Here is an 18,328-nt window from a genome sequence, read left to right on the forward strand (position 1 = left end):
CAATCCCAAGAAAACCAGCGCTTAATAATGGATTTCGAAGTAATTTTCCTTATTTCGTACTCGTTAATAAATAAAACATGCACAATATATTCTCTCAGAAAAAAGCCATCATATTCGACATGGATGGTGTAATTGTCAATAACATTTCTTATCATATCGAAGCTTTAAAACAGTTTTTGAAACAATTTGGAAAAGAAGTTACAGAGGAAGAGTTCCAAAGCCATTACAATGGAAGAACTATTCAAGAAGTAATTTTAGAATTGAAGCCAGAAGCTGATCATATTGAAGTGATGAACTTGGCTGAGGAAAAAGAGCAAATATACAGAGATTTATATAAGGCGCATTTAGCCCCAACTCCAGGTTTGGAAAAGTTCTTGGAACTTGCTCAACAGGCTGGACTACAAATGGCGGTGGCAACTTCCGCGATAACAGCTAATGCTGATTTTACATTAGATGGACTGAACATCAGAAAATATTTTAGTGCCGTAATCGATAGTACGATGGTGATTAAAGGGAAGCCAGATCCACAAATTTATTTAAAAGCAGCAGCAGAACTGAATATTTCTCCAGAGAATTGCGTTGTATTAGAAGACGCCCTAGCTGGCATACAGTCTGCAAAAAGTGCTGGAATGGATGTACTAGGATTGTATACCTCGCTTAAGAAAGAGGAGCTGCCTGATGGCCTTCTTATGAAAATAAAAGATTTTAACGAGCTTAACGAGCAATTCTAGCCTTTTAATAATACAAATTTTAGAGCTCCAACATGATGAAACAATATGTATCAATCTTTTTAATATTTCTAATTACTCCATTTTTTTCAAGCTACTCACAAGAAGTGAAAATAGCTAAATTAAAATATAATGGTGGTGGAGATTGGTATGCGAATAAAACTGCACTACCAAATCTAATAGATTTTTGCGAGCAAGAATTAAATATCCCTTTGAACAAAAAAGACTATGTAGTAGAAGTAGGTAGTAAAGAGATATACCAATATCCTTATGTGTATATGACTGGTCATGGGAATGTAGTTTTTTCTGATGACGAAGCTCAGAACCTAAGAAATTATCTAATTTCAGGAGGATTTCTTCATATTGACGATAATTATGGTTTAGATCAGTTCATTAGGTTAGAAATGAAAAAAGTGTTTCCTGAAAAAGACTTTGTAGAAATACCATTTGATCATCCGATATATCATCAAAAATTTAAATTTGAAGGCGGTTTGCCAAAAATACATGAGCATGACGGTAAACCAGCTCAAGGCTTTGGCATAATTTATGAAGGAAGGGTGATATGTTTTTATTCGTACGAAAGTGATCTCGGCAATGGCTGGGAAGATCAAAGTATACACAAAGACCCGCAAGAAGTACGATTAAAAGCTTTGAAAATGGGTGCAAATATTATCAGTTTTGCTTTCACTCAGGATTAAAACAAAAGCATATAATAAATCAATAAGAAAGTTTAATTTTGCAGTCATGATTAAAACTGCCTCACTATATATAGGAATATTTGTAGCAAGCTTAGCTTTTTTATGGGCTTGTGAACCCTGTGATGACTGCGGACCTGATAATGCATATCCATATTTTAATTTAAGCATTTTAAATAAAACATCCCTAGATACCTTAACTCAGTATAAAGCAAGACTAAATAACGAAATAGAGGTAGTTGACGCAGCTCTAGCTGATCCAGAAAATGCACCTGTTGTAGATTCTTTGAATAATTTAAGAAACACTAAAACGGATTCATTAGCTATAATTAATGGTTTGATTACCATAACCAATAGTGGGACTATTAGCATTGAATCAATTAATGGAACTACTAATCTATTTGAGAACAAAAATGGTGGGGATAGCTTAAGTAGTTTTAAAATACCTTTAAAAACCACAGAATCTCAATCAGAATATGTTTTTCAAATAGAATTTTCTGACTTTCAGTATTCTCTTAAAATAGAATACGAATTATCAGATACCATTATTAATAGCAAAATCACCAAATCGGCAAAAGAATTGAACGTCATTGAACATCAGTTTGATTCTCTAGCCGGACCGTATGGATGTAACCCAGTGTCAAAATGCATTAGCAATGAGCTCGAAATATATGTTGAAATCTAAATTATTATGCCTGATTGTTTTTTGGACAATTTGTTGGGGAAAGGCTGCAGCTCAAGATTCAACAAATGTGAAAACCGAAGAAGCACCGATTGAAGGAGTTCAAAAATTAAGTGTTGGAATTGCATTTGACTATTTAAAACTTCATACCTTACTTTTAGACGAAGCAGAGAAGTGGGAAGGGGCCGTCAATTTCCATATTTTTGAAAAAGTCTCTGCCATAGGAGAATTTGGCATTGCAATACTATCCCCAGAAGATGCCTACAAAAACTCTAGCTATACATCTGAGGGCAGTTACTATCGGATTGGACTAGACTATCGCTTTACTGTGATACCTAATAATTTCCTTTTCCTAGGGCTAAGATACGCTCAGTCTTCATTTAACGAAGAAATTATCTATGAAATCGGAAACCCACTTTTTGAGAATGAAATTGGTCAGCTTTCCCGTAATAATTTAAATGCCACTTGGTATGAATTTGTATTAACATCTGAGAAAAAGGTACGAAAAATAAGAAACTTGGACATCCCCAATATTTTATCCTTAGGTTTTAAATTCCGCTTAAAGGCACTGCAGGAGTATAATAATTTCACAGATTTTGAAGTAAAAAATATTCCAGGTTATGGCAGGACTAATATTTCTTTAAACCCTGAATTTAACCTTTATATTAAATTTAGAATACCAGTTTTTTAACCGTACCGTTTTTATAAATAACCCATCTAAATCCCTCTAAGAGTACAATTTTTTTAAAACATCTTTGCCTTAAGTAACTAAAACGCTAAGTTAAAAATCTAACGTAAGGCCTTTTCTGATTAATTCTTCAGAATATAAATCAGCTAAATTCAATATCACTTTTCATCCTTTACGCTTCCTGATGCATTATTTTTATGAAATAGCGTGGCCGAGAACAAAGCTTAAATTCAGTGAATTACAATGACGCAATAGATAGACTTGGAGGATCCAATAATATCAATGCTTCCACTTGCTTAGTAGAATAACTTCGATTATCCACAAAAAGCTTTCATCCAAGAGCTCTACTATCTTTACATAGTAGAGCTCTTTTATTATTATCTTCACAGAATCTATAATAAATTGAAACATGAATGATCTTAGCCAGTTTTATACATATGGAAACGAATAAAAAATCAGATATGGAAATCAAATTCATCTATAATAGTACTCAGATAAAAGAAAGAGAAGCTTTGGGATATGCTAAATCATTAGACCAACATTATATCAATGAGATTGATTTAGAAAAAGAAACACTAACTGAGCGGCATTGGGCTGAAATAGCTACAGCACTTAAGGTTGAGCTAAAAGAATTAATTGATGAAAATAATGACTATTATCAAGATGAACTAAAAGGTAAGGATTTTGATGAACAAGATCTATTACAACTAATTGCCTCACACCCTCAAATCATCAAAACACCCATTATTCACTCCACTAGATTGACTCGTTTTATCAAATCACCTTATGATTTTAATGAAATGGATTTAGCTTTCGAAGAAATCAAGAAACACTTAGCCAATAAGGGCGAAAGTGATGAGTAAAAAAAGAAATGGCTTTTACTTAAAACATATAAGCCAAACTCATATTTAAGCCCATAAATGCTGGTGTACTATCAAAAGTTGCTTCATCAGTGGTGACGTTTGATAAGGCTCGTTTGTAAGTAGGCATTAAACTAATAGCATATTTATCAGCAAAAGGATAACTTATTTCAACACCTGCTAAGCTGCTAGCAAACAAATTATTATACGATTTCCTGTCCTGCACATCAAAATTTATCTTATTAATTTGATCACTTCCAGCTTTTATATTATTTCTTATAATAAAATCTGCTGATAGGCCTGCAACAATTGAAACATCGAATTTTCGATCGATGATTTTATAAGAAGCCATTAACGGGATCGTTAAAATTTGAAGATCATTGTACAATTCATATTCCGATGTAAAATTAATAACTCTACCATCCGAAATCTCGGGCAAACTACTTGCACCATGAAAAGGATATAGTTCATCACTATTTCTGTCTCTTAATACAGTACTACTAGATGAAGATGATCTGTAAGCTCCGTATTGAAGCCCAGATTTAATGTTCCATTTTTCGTTCAAAACTACCCCAAAGTTCAAGCCAAAAGTGAATGAGGTATTCCCTTTCATAGGAGCAGAACTTAAATTTTCAACAGCAGTTCTTTCTTGATTACCATCAAAAGACGTATTATCGCCTATAGTTCGTGCGGTAGTACCAGCATTATTGAGCGTTGAAGCTGTTGAAAAAAAAGGGGTTTCTGTAATCTCTGAATTCGGATTAAAATTACCAGAGCCTATATTCACATTGGTATTCCAAGCAATACTTGAGCCCGTTTTTGGTTTCTCTAGCATACTCACTGCAAAGTAAGATACCTTTTCAACTTTAATGTCTGACTTATGCAATTCAAAATCATTTGGCACTAAGCTCTCTGCCCTTGCTATGGTTGCTACTGCTGCACGATCTGAAGAATTATTAATAATATCTGCACTATTCCGCGACTGAGGCGACTCGCCATCCGCTTTTTCAGGACTGTAGGAACTTGCTAAGCTCTGGTTTCCATTCCCGCTCTGATTAGAATTTGATGTACCATCCTCAGAATCAGCAAAAACATTTGGCTTTTTTAAGAGTATATCATTATTACTTACATAATTTTGATTGCTTTGCTTTTCTATTTCCACTGGTATAAACGTACTATTTTGATTACCAATAAAAGTGACATCCTGCAAATTGAAGTAGATCGAAATTAAGGCTATAAAGATTACCGCTGCCGCAACATTTCTGTAAAAAGCGGCTTTTCTCTGCATTCTTTTATTATCCTGCTTCAGCAGTTCCGCTTCAATCCCTTCCCATACACCACTACCCGGCTGAACTTCAGCACCGGCAAATTTTCTAGAAATTGAATCGTTAAATTTATCTTTACTGAAATCTTTCATTCCCCCACTTGTTTTGCTTATCTATTTGTTCTATTAATATTTTTCTTGCTCTTGAGTATTGAGATTTTGATGTCCCTATACTTATCTCAAGCATTTCTGCAATTTCCTTATGTTGATAGCCCTCAACAGCGTAAAGATTAAAAATCACCTGACAACCTGTAGGTAAATTTTGCACCAAATCCATCAAATCCTCTACAGCCAAACTATCTACAGATAAAGAATTAATTCCTTCTTTAATATCTTCTACGTCCACCATTGGATATAGATACAACTTACTTCGCTGATGATTCAGCGCTGTATTAATGATTATTCTTTTAATCCAATATCCCAAACTGGAATCACCTCTAAACTTCTTTATATTTTCAAATATTTTTATAAACCCCTCTTGTAAAATATCTTCAGCTTCTAAAGTTGATTTTGAATAGCGCAACGCTACAGCCATCATCCCGGAGGAGAATTGTTGATAGAGCTCGTATTGACTCTTTCTGTCACCGTTTTGGCAACCTTTTATAAGTTCTTTGGTTCTAGGCATGACAAAACCTTAAGGATTCTGTTTATATTAGACCCAAATTACAAATTAAAGGTTGGAATGAAATATTATTTTTATTATTTAATCACATTTTCCTGCATTTTTAGTTTGATTAGTGCCTGTGTGCCAGTACAATCCACCAGCACCTCTCAAACACCTAGGCCAAATTACTATCCTACTTTATCTTTTGAGAACAAAAGCTATAAAGAGAGAATTAAAACTGTGCAGCTTATACACTTTAAGGGTAATCAGATGGTATCGACTAATAATGCTGTTCTGGAGTTAGCTGCCGATGAACGATTGCTTCTCACTTTTGATGATATAAATGATCAACAGCAGCAGTATTTTGCAAAAATTATACATTGCAATAAAGATTGGTCAGCAAAAAGCAATCTTCAGTCCATGGATTATCTTGAAGAATACAATCAATTTCCGATACGTGACTTTGAATTCTCCTTTGATACTAAACTAGGATATATCCATTATGAATGGAGTGTGCCAAAGGTAAGTCTATCAGGTAATTATCTAATAGTCGTATATGAAAATAACAACGAGGATAATATAATTCTTAGCGAACGTTTTATGGTTCATGAAAATAAGGCTGGAATTGACTATCAAATTTCAGCATCTAATGTAGTTTCAAAACGAAGAACACATCAAGAACTTGAATTTGAAGTTCTGCTCAATAATATAAATATTATAAATGCTGGCACCGATATTTATCCTGTAATCAGACAAAATAGTAATTGGCTTTATGCAATAGATGCACCTAAGCCTTTAAGTATCACGGACGGCAACAAAAAATTATCATATAAATTCTATAATGGAGAATTAAATTTTCCGGGAAACAATGAATTTAGATTTTTTGATATTACTACTGTAAATTTCAAAGGGAATGGTGTAGCCAATATAAACAAAGAAAGCGCTCCAATAACGATTACTCTCCGACCTGATGCTGTACGAGCGTCAGAAGCTTACAGAGAATGGCAAGACAGAAACGGGACATTTGCGATCGGGAATAGAGAAAGGCCTAATACTCCTTTAGTATCGGACTATTTTTTAACTGAGTTTAAATTGGAAGCTCCACAAGATTATCAAGAGATCTATGTTGTTGGTGAGTTTAATAACTGGCAATTAAATAGTATCAATAGGATGACCTACAATCCAAATACGGGGCTATATCAAAATAATTTACTACTAAAGCAAGGCTATTATGAGTACAGCTACTACATACCCAACCGAGACGGCAATCCAATAGATGGTAGTCATTTTAGCACTGAAAACACTTACGATATATTAATATACTATAAAAACCCTCAACTACGATATGATAGATTAATTGGCTATACTAAATTTAATTCGAGAGCTGCCCAGTAAAATAGGGAACTGTTTTACTACCTGGGGTTACTTCCGCAAGATCTAGCATTCCAAAACCCTTATCGTTAAATAAGCCCAAACCACACTCAAATAAGTATTTATGAAGTTCCGGTGAAGCTTGTAAGGTAAAAGGAAATGTATATCCCCGCACCTCATAAGGTATATCTTGATCAAAAATAGGATATACTCGAGAGTATTTTTTTCCTCTATCTTCTAATTTTTTTAAATAGTTTTGATCTGGATGAAATTCAAAACCTCCGAAATCATTTAATTCATTTTTTTCTAGCAGTGCTTTTCGTAATTGCTCTACAAACTCCCCTGATTCAGGATGCATGAATTTTTTACCTTCATCACTAGAAAATTCAGGGGTCAGCAAAATTAAAGGCGAAATACATATATACTTAGTTTCTTCAGCAAATTCAATTTCATTCTCAAGTTCTACAGAATGTGGAATTATAGACAGTCCATTCAACTTAATTTCAGGTAAAGTGAATAATACCTCAATAATTGAATCGATGAAATCTTGATTTGAACACGAAAAAACAACAGTTATTTTTGAACTGTAAAAATGCAGACCTGATTTGCTAACGGTTGTCTGCCCCTTCAATCCAGAAAAGTTGTAGTGATTAAAATTATTAAATTCATCTTTGCCAGACTTTTTGATTAAACCTTTAAAAAATCTAAACAAGTAGTACTGATGGTGAAATGGAACCGTAGCTCCCTTTTCCTTATTTTTAAAAATTAATCTTACTCTCACGGCCCTCTTTTATTTTTTAAGACCAATCGTCAAATAAAATTGTTTTAAACTTTCTAAGAAAATTTACACATTGAACCTAAAATGCATAATATCACCGTCTTTTACGATATATTCCTTTCCTTCAATCGATATTTTACCTGCTTCTTTACAGGCTTGCTCAGTTTTAAATTTCTGATAGTCATCTAATTTGATAACTTCTGCTTTAATAAAACCTTTTTCAAAATCTGTGTGGATCACACCAGCTGCTTGAGGCGCCTTCCATCCTTTTTTGATAGTCCAAGCACGAACTTCTTGCTTACCTGCTGTAAAATAAGTGATGAGATCTAAAATGGAATAAGAGGCCCTGATTAATTTATTTAAGCCAGATTCTGTTAGCCCGTATTCTTCTAAAAACATGGCCTTTTCATCTAGATCATCAAATTCAGCAATTTGGGCTTCGATTGCAGCACTTACAACAATTACTTCTGCTTCCTCGTCTTTCACATAGTCTTTAAACTTTTCAACCCATTCGTTACCAGACACTGCAGCAGATTCTTCCACATTGGTAACATAAATCACCGGCTTATCAGTCAATAACATCAGATCTCTGACCGGATCCTTCTCCTCTTTCGTGAGTTTTAAAGTTCTGGCATTCTTGCCATCCTCTAAAACCGATTTATATTGATTAAGAATTGCCAGTTCCTTTTTTGCATTTGAATCCCCAGATCTGGCAATTTTCTCTGTTTTTTGTATCTTCTTTTCAACAGAATCCAAATCTTTCAACTGTAACTCTGTATCAATAATATCTTTGTCCGCTACCGGATTCACTCTCCCAGAAACATGCGTAATGTTATCATCCTCAAAACACCTCACAACGTGAACAATGGCATCCACCTCTCTAATGTTTCCCAGAAACTTATTTCCTAAACCCTCGCCTTTACTAGCACCTTCCACTAATCCTGCTATATCAACAAATTCGATAATAGTTGGCACTACCTTATCTGGATTAACAAGTTCTTCTAAAATTGTTAATCTTTCATCAGCAACACTTATGACTCCAACATTCGGATCTATAGTACAAAATGGAAAATTAGCAGCTTCTGCTTTTGCATTAGAAAGCGCATTAAATAAGGTTGATTTACCTACATTAGGTAATCCAACAATCCCGCATTGTAATCCCATGAAAATAATTTAGTTAATTCTGAAATATTTTATACTGTTTGTATCCTTGATAAAGCTCAATTAAAATCACTCTTATCACGGTGTAAACTGGTATAGCAGCTACCATACCTAACACACCAGCCAAGGATGCGCCCGCAAAGATAATAACAAATATTTCTAATGGATGTGCTTTTACACTTTTTGAAAAAATAAGTGGTTGCAAAACTATATTATCAGTTATTTGAACTACTGCAAATACTGATACAATCTTGATAATTAAGAAAAACAACTGATTATTAAACTCAAAAATACCGCCAGTAGTGACGCCAACTATAATACCAAATGCTGATCCCAAAATTGGGCCTGCATATGGAATAAGATTTGCCACAGCAGCAAATACTGCAATCGTTACTGCGTATTTAATTCCAAAGATACTTAAGCCAACCGAGGCAATTGTAAAAATAGAAATCATCTGAAACAAAAGCCCTAATAAATAATTGGATAGCAGCTTCTCAATTTTATAAATCGCACCAATTGAAACTTCAAAATATTTATTTGGAATTATCTGAATGAATTTTCTCCTCGCCAACCCCTTCTCATAGAGAAGAAAGAAAGAGATGAACGCTACCGCTAAAATAGCAACAAAAATACTTCCTGTGATGGAAATGAAATTATTCAAGATATAACTAAAATCTACCGTTTGTACAAAATTTATGATACTCTCCTTTAATCTATCGATTATAAACCCTTCATCTCCTATGTTAGGTATTGAGTTTATTAAAAAGAATTCAACTGATTGGATAGGAGTGGTGACTTTACTGTAAAGACTGTCGTAGTCTAATTTACTTAAAATCTGGATTTGTTCGGACACTAGCGGAATAAAAAGCCCCACAAAAAGCACTATAAAGGCAATCAAGACACTGAAAGCAATTATAATTGTGAAAATTTTTGGCAACTTATACCCGTAAAAATATAGACTATTTAGGTATCCCACTAAAGGTCTGAGAATAGTGGATATAATTAAAGAAATGATGATATAAATTAATATATCAGAAAAAATAAGGCTAATGAGATAGAGCAATAAGGCTCCTCCAAATAAATATAAAATCGGTCTGAGTCTGTTCACAACTCTAAGATAATAGATAAAAAGCGAAATGAAAGACTAGAAAAGTCTTCCATTTTATATGATTTCAATTTACTCTGCTGTATTCCTAACTTTAACAGTAGTGCTCTTCATACCAACCTGTCCTGTTTGTGTCATCCCTTCAACCCTGACAGTTATATCCATCACTTCATCAGAAGTGTAGAATTCAAGAAAATACTCCCCTTCTTCATTAGTTTTTATCATTGGTTCCCAATGTAAAAGGGCTCTTCTATCTGGTTTGGCATGTGCCTCCTTTTTCACAGAATAATCAGGGCTATAAAACTCCCTAAACTCTTGGTAACCTGTCAGTATTGTTGTTGCAGCATTTCCGGCTTCGTAGGTGCTAAAACTTTCCCCTCCTGGTTTTGTAAAGAAGGATAAAACACCATTTGCTCCATTTACTCCAAAGATTGCTGCTGAAGCACCCTTGTAAACCTCAACTGATTGGATTTGCCTTGCTGAAATTGAATTTAGATAATCTAAGGGAACTTGAACATTATCAACCAATATTAGCGGAGTAGTACTTGAATTAATCGAACCTGGTCCTCGTATTTCTACTTGCCAATTGATCAAACTTCCTGAAATACGAACTCCTGCTATTCTTCCTCTAATTAATTCGAGAGGGTGTTGAGCTGTTTCACTTATATCAAGTTCAGTAAGATCTAAGGAATTATCACCCGGTCCATATACATTATTTACCTGATCTTGTTTAGTTATTTTATCGGCTTTTACAGTCACCTCATCTAAGGTTTCGAAATTATTATCAAAATTATATGAAGCGTCTATTTCCTTTCTTTCTAAAGTTTTCTGGATTGATTTTCTCTGAAATTCAGATAAAGTACCAGAAATCTGATGTTTAGCAGACATTAATTCTGGATATGATTTAGTCGAATCAATCGAAATTACAACATTTGGTTTGCCTTTTTTGTCTTTGCCAGTTAAAACGATAGCCTTCTCTCCTGCAAAAAACAAATCATTGATTTCAAAGCTACCATCAGCATTTACTTCCACCTCATTAAAGATCTTTGTACTATCTTGAACGATATAACTAACTGAGCCCCCCTTCGCTGGTTTTTTAAATATATCTGTTTTTAAATTACCACTCACTGAAAGCGCTTGTTCAATTTTAAACTGTAACAAATTCGCATCTGACTTCAAGATCTTATCCCAATCAAATGAAGTATACCCTTGAGTCATCATGAGTAAATCTAGACGCTTCCACGCATCATCAAAAATTTCATTAAAATAATTAGCTGGTGCTTCTACGTACCCTTTTAAATCACTCGTCAAATAGAAATATGATGCTATGTTATTTTCCTCCGCATTAAGTAAAACTTCATTATTGTTTGTTGCAGACAGAGATAAATAGCTCTCGATACCATTACCCCCTTTCATCGATGCGATCCTGAGCTTTACCTTATCTCTTTTTAAGTACACTTCCTTATCGCTTTCAATTTCAACATCAAAAGTTGGTACTGAATTTATAAAAAAGGATCTCTCCGCCAGTGGGACACCTTCTTTACTAAAAATGGTCATATAGTTCACACCAGGTAGAAAGTTATCTTTTGGTATCATTCCTGAAACTGCTGCACCATTTAGATTTGTACTTGCCACATAAGTAGGAACTCCTCTGCTATGAGTGATAATGAAGCAATCTTTATTGAAATTATTAGAAGATAGTTTAAATCTTACTTCTTTCAATTGAGGTAGATTCATTAAATAAATTGACAACCCCTTCTCTTTCACTTGCGGAAACTGAATCTTTGAATTAGGATACTCATCCAAAACAGCATAGTAACTTTTTTGAGCATCGGGAACAAGAGTAAGTTCTCCCATACCTAAATGCATACTCTTAAAACTCGTAACTATTTCCCCGTTTTGATCAAACAACTTACCAGACACTTTTTCACCGTAGCCATCTGAATTTAAAGCCTTAAAAGCGACTCTTGCTTGTACATCACTGATTAATTCTCCACCCTCTGGCATAAAGCTAACAGCAGGTACATTTCCCTTCTCTTCTTTAGCTATCTTATTATCCTCTTCCTTTTCAAACAAATTAAAAACATTCAATTCATTTTGAAAAAAATAACCCTGAGAACGGTTTCTCATCCAGTTAGTATAGGCCCTTAAAAGGTATTTTCCAGTTTTTAGTTCTTGAGGAAGCTCTAAAAAACTATTCCCTATTCCATTGTCTGAATAGAATTTAATCCTTTTTACCAATTTAGACTCAGGATCAATCAATTCAACAAACATCACTTTACTGAGAGGTGAAAATTGATTAAAGTATCCTGCAGTTACATAACCTTTGAACCAAACAGTTTCTCCAGAAACATAATTTGATTTATCTAAATCTAAATAAACTTTTTCAATTGGATTGACATCAAAATGATTCTTAATTGAATCAGCTACTTCTTGAGCAGTGAATTTTTGGGCAAAAGAAGTTGAGCATTGCAGTATAACTACAATGCTCAACAATAATTTAAGGTTCTTCACGAAAATAATTTTAGGTTGGTTGAACAGATTAACGATAGGTTCAAGAATATATTACTGTATTAAATTGTTATCAATGTATTCGAGTAAAAAAGTAACGTGGCTCGGATTATTCAAATCAAGATCATTCTTTTTGATTTGCTTTTTGATTTCTGACTTTTGGTTCGGAGCGATGTCATAAAAATCTCTTTTTCTACTTTTGAACTTATCTAACTTATTATTAAGAATCAAGTAGGTTTTTCGATCATTTACGAATTTTCGATATTCACTTGCTCCGTAACTTGCTGGTGTTACCCTCGTCTCTAATACTTTGAATTCCTCAATCAATGATAAGTTATCTCCCTGATAAATTACATTGTAGAAATCTGTTTTTTCAATTTCACCTGGAACACTAAATCCATTCCTGAATTCATATTTCGTTTTTTTACCTCCACTTTCTTCACTGTAATAAAAATCAAAACCCTTCAGATTGTAATTATCAATGATTAAAACATTTCCATCTTTTCTATACTCAACTTCATTATCAAAGCCATTGAAACGAATTGGAATATCTTCCACCATTTTACCATCTGCAGTATACAAAGTCCCGTCCATCCAATTATCTGAACCAAAATAGTAAGGGGTGCCTTCGATTTTACTATACTTTTTCATCATGATGGGTTTACCACCACCAAATTCATTTATATTCCCTATTTGAGAATAAGCAGTAACACTAAAGAAAAATACTGCTACTAATAAAACACCTGTTTGTAATAATTTCATATTTACTCAATTAAAAATTTAAGTTTGATAGATTTATTTTTTCCCGACAGCTCAATAAAATACAAACCAGACTTGTAGTTACTAACATCTAATCTAATACTGTTAGATGTCTGATTTAGATCTTCAGAATGTACTATTTTACCTTGAAATTCAAAAATTCTAATTTTTTCGTAATTTTCAAAGTTTTTTACGGTTAATATATTGTTAACTGGATTTGGAAAAAGGATAATACTTTCTACTAGCTCCTTATCATTTGAGGTTACAATATATTCAAACGAATCAGAAACTCTAGATTCACAACCTTCCTCTGCATTACCAAAATAAGCAACATTATACACTCCAGATTCAAAGTCAATACTCAAAACTCTTTCAGTCTCTCCCTCGATTGCTACTCCATCTTTAAACCATTGATATTCTGCACCTGAAACAGTTGCTACTAATCCTTGATCATTCTCAACGATTTTAATTTCATTCAAAGTATTTTCATCTACTTGAATAAATTTCGAAAATTCAGAAGTTTGATTTTCATTTGAAACTATCAATTTGATTTCGTATTCACCTATTGAATCAAACCATATCACTGGCTCCATAACGTCATTAACTCCTTCAAAGATCATACCATTCCCAAAATCCCAGCTAAAATCATCGATTTCTCCGTCAGACAAGTTATCAAGGTAAATTAAACCATTGGCGCAAGTAGATGAAATCTGGAAATCTGGGAAAATCAAATCCTCACAAGGTAATTCCAGGACATTTACAGAATTAGTGATAGATCCATTTGATGTGACATTCAATACTGATTGAGAAGAAAAATGAATATTCTCAACCACTAGATTATCTAAACATAATTTAGACCTAAAGGTAAATTCTAAATTTGCTAGAGCATCACTGTTAGAACCCGAAATTTGTTTGACATCATTTCCCAATAGCTTTAATCCATTATGAACCAATAGAGAGTCTTCATTATTTATGACTATTTTGGAACCGCTACTAAGTTGCAAGCTATCCACTTCAAATTTATCAATCACTTCAATCTCAGAATTGTTGATAAGCTTTGCAAAATGAAACTGCCCAGTAAAAGAATTACTGCCTGAAGCCTGAATAGTATCTCCTGCTGCTAAGCGATAGTCTGAAGATACAATAGCATCGTTCAATGACCAAGAATTACCCTTAAAGCTGACACTGTCAGAGTAATTATAAAATAATCCGGAAAGCTCAATTACGTTATTTTCTAAGCTAGCTTTAGCTTCTTTAAATAAATTCAAGCCTTCAACAGCTATTCTCTTATTTTGAATCGTATAGTTTCCATTTATGATATTTAGTTGATCAGCTTTAACACTACTTTCTATAATAAATTGACCATCATTATCTAAATCTATAGCCAAGTTATCGGAACCATCAAATTCCAGATAAACATTATTGTTTGGATCGGACTTAACCACCAGCTTCCCATTAGAAATTTTCAGGTTCTCACCAGCGGAGTGAATCGCATTGTTTATAGTGAGTGTATTACCTGCTAAATCAATAGTTAAAACTTTATCTGAAGTAAAAATAATATTATCTAATTCTAAATCACTAGTCATTGTAATCACTCCATCATTAGCAAATGAATTTTCATCTACAGTCAAAGATTTAACAGCTGCTAAATCGATCGCTTGACTAGCACCACCTGATGTCTGAGAAAAATTGGTCCCTGATGTAAAATCTCCATTTCCACCAACCCAGTAAACCAAATCATTACTTACCTTGGCACTACCATAAGTAAGAGATAGAGCGTAGGTCTGCGCTCCACTTTCCAAGGATCCCTTGTGACTAACCACAAGCCTATATTTCCTAACATTAGGAGCTACAAATTCTACTTTCTCAACATTATCGAGGCTATTTACGCCTTTGCTGGCAGCTCCACCAACATTATCAGGATTCATTCTCCAAGGATAATATATATTTCCTGCATCATCCTCTAAATGTATGTCTAGATCGTTAACTAAGTGCGGAGTTGGTGACCCAAGTTCAGTGACTTGACCTGGAACATCTGTCCAAGCTATAGTCGCTGTTAATTTTGTTTTAGTGTCTGGAATTATTTCATATTCATGAACTTCACCTTCATTCAATGTTGCACTCGTCATTAAAGTATCCTTATCATTTCTGGACTGCATTACTTTAATGGCATCTACTGCATTCATAACACCCCAACCAAATTTATAATCTGGTCCGGGGAATTGACCGGCTTCCCTAGCTGTATGGATTGCTAAAGATTTCAGTTGTGCAGCTGTCATAAAAGTATCAGCACTTTGACGATAAAATTCTTGTAGCACACCCAGAGACCCTGTCACATTAGGTGCGGACATTGATGTTCCTTGGAGCGTTGCATATTGATCATCTCCACTAGAAGATGCAGAAAATACGCCAACACCATCGCCCACGATATCAGGTTTAATCCTTCCATCATTAGTTGGACCCCATGAGCTAAAACTGCTAATTTCTGCAGAAATTGGACCTTCATATTCTTCATAACCGGTAATAGCCCCGACCGTAATAATGTTCTTTGAAGTAGCAGCAGGTCCTACAATATTGAATGGACCATCTGGTGGCCTTGTTCCATCTCCAGCATCACTTCTATCGTTTCCAGCAGACCAAACAATGGTATAATAAGGTGCATTGTAGGCAATATTATCTAAAGTTCTACTATCACTCGTGTATGAACCAAAGCGATTATCTTTACCGTTATCCTGTCCAAACCACTCCCATGCATTTCCGTTAAATCTCCAACCTAATACTAAACCATAAGAGTGGTTAGATAAAATCAAACCATTTGAAGCTTCCTCTGCCATTGGACCTAAATCATCCTCAAATGCAAAATATGAGTGTATAGTTACTTCAGGAAGCATCCCTTTGGCATCGGGATTAACACCTGCTGCAGCTATTGTCCCGGTTACATGGGTAGCATGATTGCTATATTCAGATCCTAATTTGTTTTTTATTCGACCTCCAAACTCTTGATGACTATTCAATACTAAACCACCATCCCAAACTCCAATAGTCATGTTAGAACCATATAGTGGTAGATTTAGTCCAGATTCTGCTTGCACAAATTCAACCCCAGTGGTATATCGAGCTTGAAGATTATGAGTAGCCATGTATTGTGGATGACCATTAAGAACATCCACTAAGACCCCAGTATTTCCATCTTCTAGCTGTATAGTTCGCTTCCTATCTGAATTCTCTAAAAACTTTTCTATCCTTTCTTGCCGCTCTGCAAGCTGGGTCTTCTCGATTGCAGCAATTTCGTGCAATTTTTGTGGGTTAAATTCTTGGGCCATTGTCAGACTGACCAAAAAAGATAATGCAAATAGTGTAGTAATAGTTTTTTTCATAGTGTACCTATTTTTAGACAACTCAGTCAACACAACTGAATTACCAATAATCTAGTTCATTTTTAAACAAAAAAAGAGGCTAATATGATTAGCCTCTTAATAATTAAATCTCTATAGTTCTTAGTTTTGCACCCAGGTAACAGTACCCTCATCATCAAAACCATTAACTACTGTATAAGTGATATTACCATTACATGCATCTAATAAACCAGTAGCCTCCCAAGTGGTACCGTATACTTCGCTACCAGAACCTGTAACAGCTCCAGTTGCGGTATTTACCAGAATGGTACCTGACTGCGAAGACAATGCACCTGTATAACACTCACCATACCATGCTTCATACAAACCTGCAAACGAATCCGAAATAGTAAATGCTATTGCCTCGTCCGTGTCGCTAGCTGCATCTCTGGTTAAAGTTTCAGTTGATGCAAAGGTAAATGGATCTGAACCAGGACAAGGATCTGTTGATGTACCCACTGCATCAGTAGAATATTCACCTGCTACAGTTGTATAATCAAACAGCTCAGGAGGACATAAACCAACTAAAGTAATTGTCACTTCACCGTATTCCTCAAGTATTGGCACTGACGCATTAGTCAATCTGAATGTGATAGTGATTGGATTATCAGGATCCAAAATATCATCTACTACTTCAAAAGTGATAGGTGCAGTATACTCTCCGCTGGCAATAGTCACTGATCCTGCAGATACAAGTGTGTAATCAACTCCTTCAACAGCAGTTGAAGAACTTGCTACTACTTCAAAAGATACGTCAACTGGCGCATCACTAACTGCTCCGCCAAAAGAAACTTGAATCGATTGAGTTACATTTGCACCATCAGGAACAACCACCACATTTTTAGTAGGACTAGCCCCACCATTAGCTTCCACTATCTCAACAAAGCCCTGATCTGTAAAATCTGTGATCAACTTTGAAGTTCCAGGCTCTTCGAAACATCCTGTAAGGAATGGTACGAGAGCCACGATATATACTATATATAATATTTTCTTCATATCTAAAAAATTTATTAATTATAACCAGGGTTATTTACCAAAATGTCCTCACTTAAACTGATTTCAGCTTGAGGTATTCTAGGAAGAATTCTAAAATCCTCGTAAGGAACAGCTCCAGTTCCTGCAGCTGCAGGCTTAGAAATGTCTCTTCCCAATCTTTTCAGATCAAACCATCTATGACCCTCTGCCATAAATTCGATTCTTCTTTCTCTTAGTACATTATCAACCGTTGCTGATACACCACCCGCTAAACCACGAGCTGCTCTGAATGCATTTAAGAAAGGATCACCTGCGCCAGGGCCTAAAGCCTCTGCCGCAATTAAGTAACCTTCTGATAATCTCAGAATCGGAATATTTTCCTGAAAAGGAACAGTTCCTTTGTTACCTTGCCATTTAGTAAACTCCTGACCTAAAGTCTCAGTGTTAAACATCCCGCTTCTCACATCACCTGCTTGAGACTCAATAGCTGCAATAAGCTCGTCACTAGCTGTAATAATGAATTGGCTACCTCCTGTATCATTCATTAGCAATGAATGCAAACTGTTATTGGCACCGTCAACTCCATTCCAATCAGCAACACCTAAATCTGATGAAAACACTGCTTCTGGATGAAATACGAAATTAGCATCATCCCATGAAGCTACATAATCAGCAGCTGCCACTAGGTCAGA

Annotated in this window: 16 protein-coding genes; 6 read left to right on the top strand and 10 right to left on the bottom strand. The window is 34.8% G+C overall.

The features are described 5' to 3' along the window. Positions 1-77: 77 nt before the first annotated feature. The 5 genes from B9Y84_RS16560 to B9Y84_RS16580 all read left to right on the top strand — a co-directional run bounded on the left by B9Y84_RS16560 (position 78) and on the right by B9Y84_RS16580 (position 3,656). On the top strand, positions 78-731 hold the full coding sequence (locus B9Y84_RS16560; protein ID WP_085518508.1) for an HAD family hydrolase: 654 nt from the start codon (positions 78-80) through the stop codon (positions 729-731). Positions 732-766: 35 nt separating this feature from the next. Then, on the top strand, positions 767-1,426 hold the full coding sequence (locus B9Y84_RS16565; RefSeq protein WP_139828075.1) for a DUF4159 domain-containing protein: 660 nt from the start codon (positions 767-769) through the stop codon (positions 1,424-1,426). 46 nt (positions 1,427-1,472) lie between these two features. Next, the gene (locus B9Y84_RS16570) at positions 1,473-2,108 is read left to right on the top strand and encodes a hypothetical protein (protein WP_085518509.1); all 636 of its coding nucleotides are present in this window, start codon (positions 1,473-1,475) and stop codon (positions 2,106-2,108) included. Next, positions 2,080-2,796: a DUF6048 family protein gene (locus tag B9Y84_RS16575; protein WP_139828072.1), complete on the top strand. Its 717-nt coding sequence runs from the start codon at positions 2,080-2,082 to the stop codon at positions 2,794-2,796. Before B9Y84_RS16570 ends, B9Y84_RS16575 begins: the two co-directional genes overlap by 29 nt. Positions 2,797-3,230: 434 nt before the next feature. Continuing rightward, positions 3,231-3,656 carry an arsenate reductase family protein gene (locus B9Y84_RS16580; protein WP_176223818.1) on the top strand — a complete coding sequence of 142 codons (426 nt, stop codon included), beginning with the start codon at positions 3,231-3,233 and terminating at the stop codon, positions 3,654-3,656. Positions 3,657-3,675: 19 nt separating this feature from the next. On the opposite strand, the gene B9Y84_RS16585 is transcribed toward B9Y84_RS16580, so the two are convergent. Continuing rightward, a complete protein-coding gene (locus B9Y84_RS16585; RefSeq protein ID WP_085518512.1) occupies positions 3,676-5,070 on the bottom strand; it encodes an outer membrane beta-barrel protein in 1,395 nt (464 codons plus the stop codon). After that, a complete protein-coding gene (locus B9Y84_RS16590; RefSeq protein ID WP_085518513.1) occupies positions 5,054-5,602 on the bottom strand; it encodes an RNA polymerase sigma factor in 549 nt (182 codons plus the stop codon). Before B9Y84_RS16590 ends, B9Y84_RS16585 begins: the two co-directional genes overlap by 17 nt. Before the next feature lie 57 nt (positions 5,603-5,659). On the opposite strand from B9Y84_RS16590, the gene B9Y84_RS16595 reads away from it, so the two are divergent. Then, positions 5,660-6,976, top strand: a complete 1,317-nt coding sequence (locus B9Y84_RS16595) for a type IX secretion system plug protein (protein WP_085518514.1) — start codon at positions 5,660-5,662, stop codon at positions 6,974-6,976. On the opposite strand, the gene cas6 is transcribed toward B9Y84_RS16595, so the two are convergent. From cas6 to B9Y84_RS16635, 8 genes are all read right to left on the bottom strand, one after another. Beyond that, a complete protein-coding gene (gene cas6, locus B9Y84_RS16600) occupies positions 6,954-7,733 on the bottom strand; it encodes a CRISPR-associated endoribonuclease Cas6 (protein ID WP_085518515.1) in 780 nt (259 codons plus the stop codon). The two genes, B9Y84_RS16595 and cas6, sit on opposite strands and share 23 nt — an antisense overlap. Positions 7,734-7,796: 63 nt before the next feature. Continuing rightward, the gene (gene ychF, locus B9Y84_RS16605; protein WP_085518516.1) at positions 7,797-8,894 is read right to left on the bottom strand and encodes a redox-regulated ATPase YchF; all 1,098 of its coding nucleotides are present in this window, start codon (positions 8,892-8,894) and stop codon (positions 7,797-7,799) included. Between the two features lie 13 nt (positions 8,895-8,907). Then, positions 8,908-9,999 carry an AI-2E family transporter gene (locus B9Y84_RS16610; protein WP_085518517.1) on the bottom strand — a complete coding sequence of 364 codons (1,092 nt, stop codon included), beginning with the start codon at positions 9,997-9,999 and terminating at the stop codon, positions 8,908-8,910. Between the two features lie 69 nt (positions 10,000-10,068). After that, positions 10,069-12,510 carry a TonB-dependent receptor plug domain-containing protein gene (locus B9Y84_RS16615; protein WP_139828073.1) on the bottom strand — a complete coding sequence of 814 codons (2,442 nt, stop codon included), beginning with the start codon at positions 12,508-12,510 and terminating at the stop codon, positions 10,069-10,071. A gap of 51 nt (positions 12,511-12,561) precedes the next feature. After that, positions 12,562-13,269, bottom strand: coding sequence for a hypothetical protein (locus B9Y84_RS16620; protein WP_085518519.1), 708 nt, complete (start codon positions 13,267-13,269; stop codon positions 12,562-12,564). A 2-nt stretch (positions 13,270-13,271) separates the two neighbouring features. Further along, on the bottom strand, positions 13,272-16,643 hold the full coding sequence (locus B9Y84_RS16625; protein ID WP_085518520.1) for a S8 family serine peptidase: 3,372 nt from the start codon (positions 16,641-16,643) through the stop codon (positions 13,272-13,274). 120 nt (positions 16,644-16,763) lie between these two features. After that, positions 16,764-17,657 carry a hypothetical protein gene (locus B9Y84_RS16630; protein ID WP_085518521.1) on the bottom strand — a complete coding sequence of 298 codons (894 nt, stop codon included), beginning with the start codon at positions 17,655-17,657 and terminating at the stop codon, positions 16,764-16,766. Positions 17,658-17,671: 14 nt separating this feature from the next. Next, the coding region (locus B9Y84_RS16635; RefSeq protein ID WP_139828021.1) for a RagB/SusD family nutrient uptake outer membrane protein at positions 17,672-18,328 on the bottom strand (657 nt) is incomplete at its 5' end.

Origin of the sequence: Marivirga sericea (genome assembly GCF_900177665.1) — a bacterium.
In the GTDB taxonomy this organism is placed as follows: domain Bacteria; phylum Bacteroidota; class Bacteroidia; order Cytophagales; family Cyclobacteriaceae; genus Marivirga; species Marivirga sericea.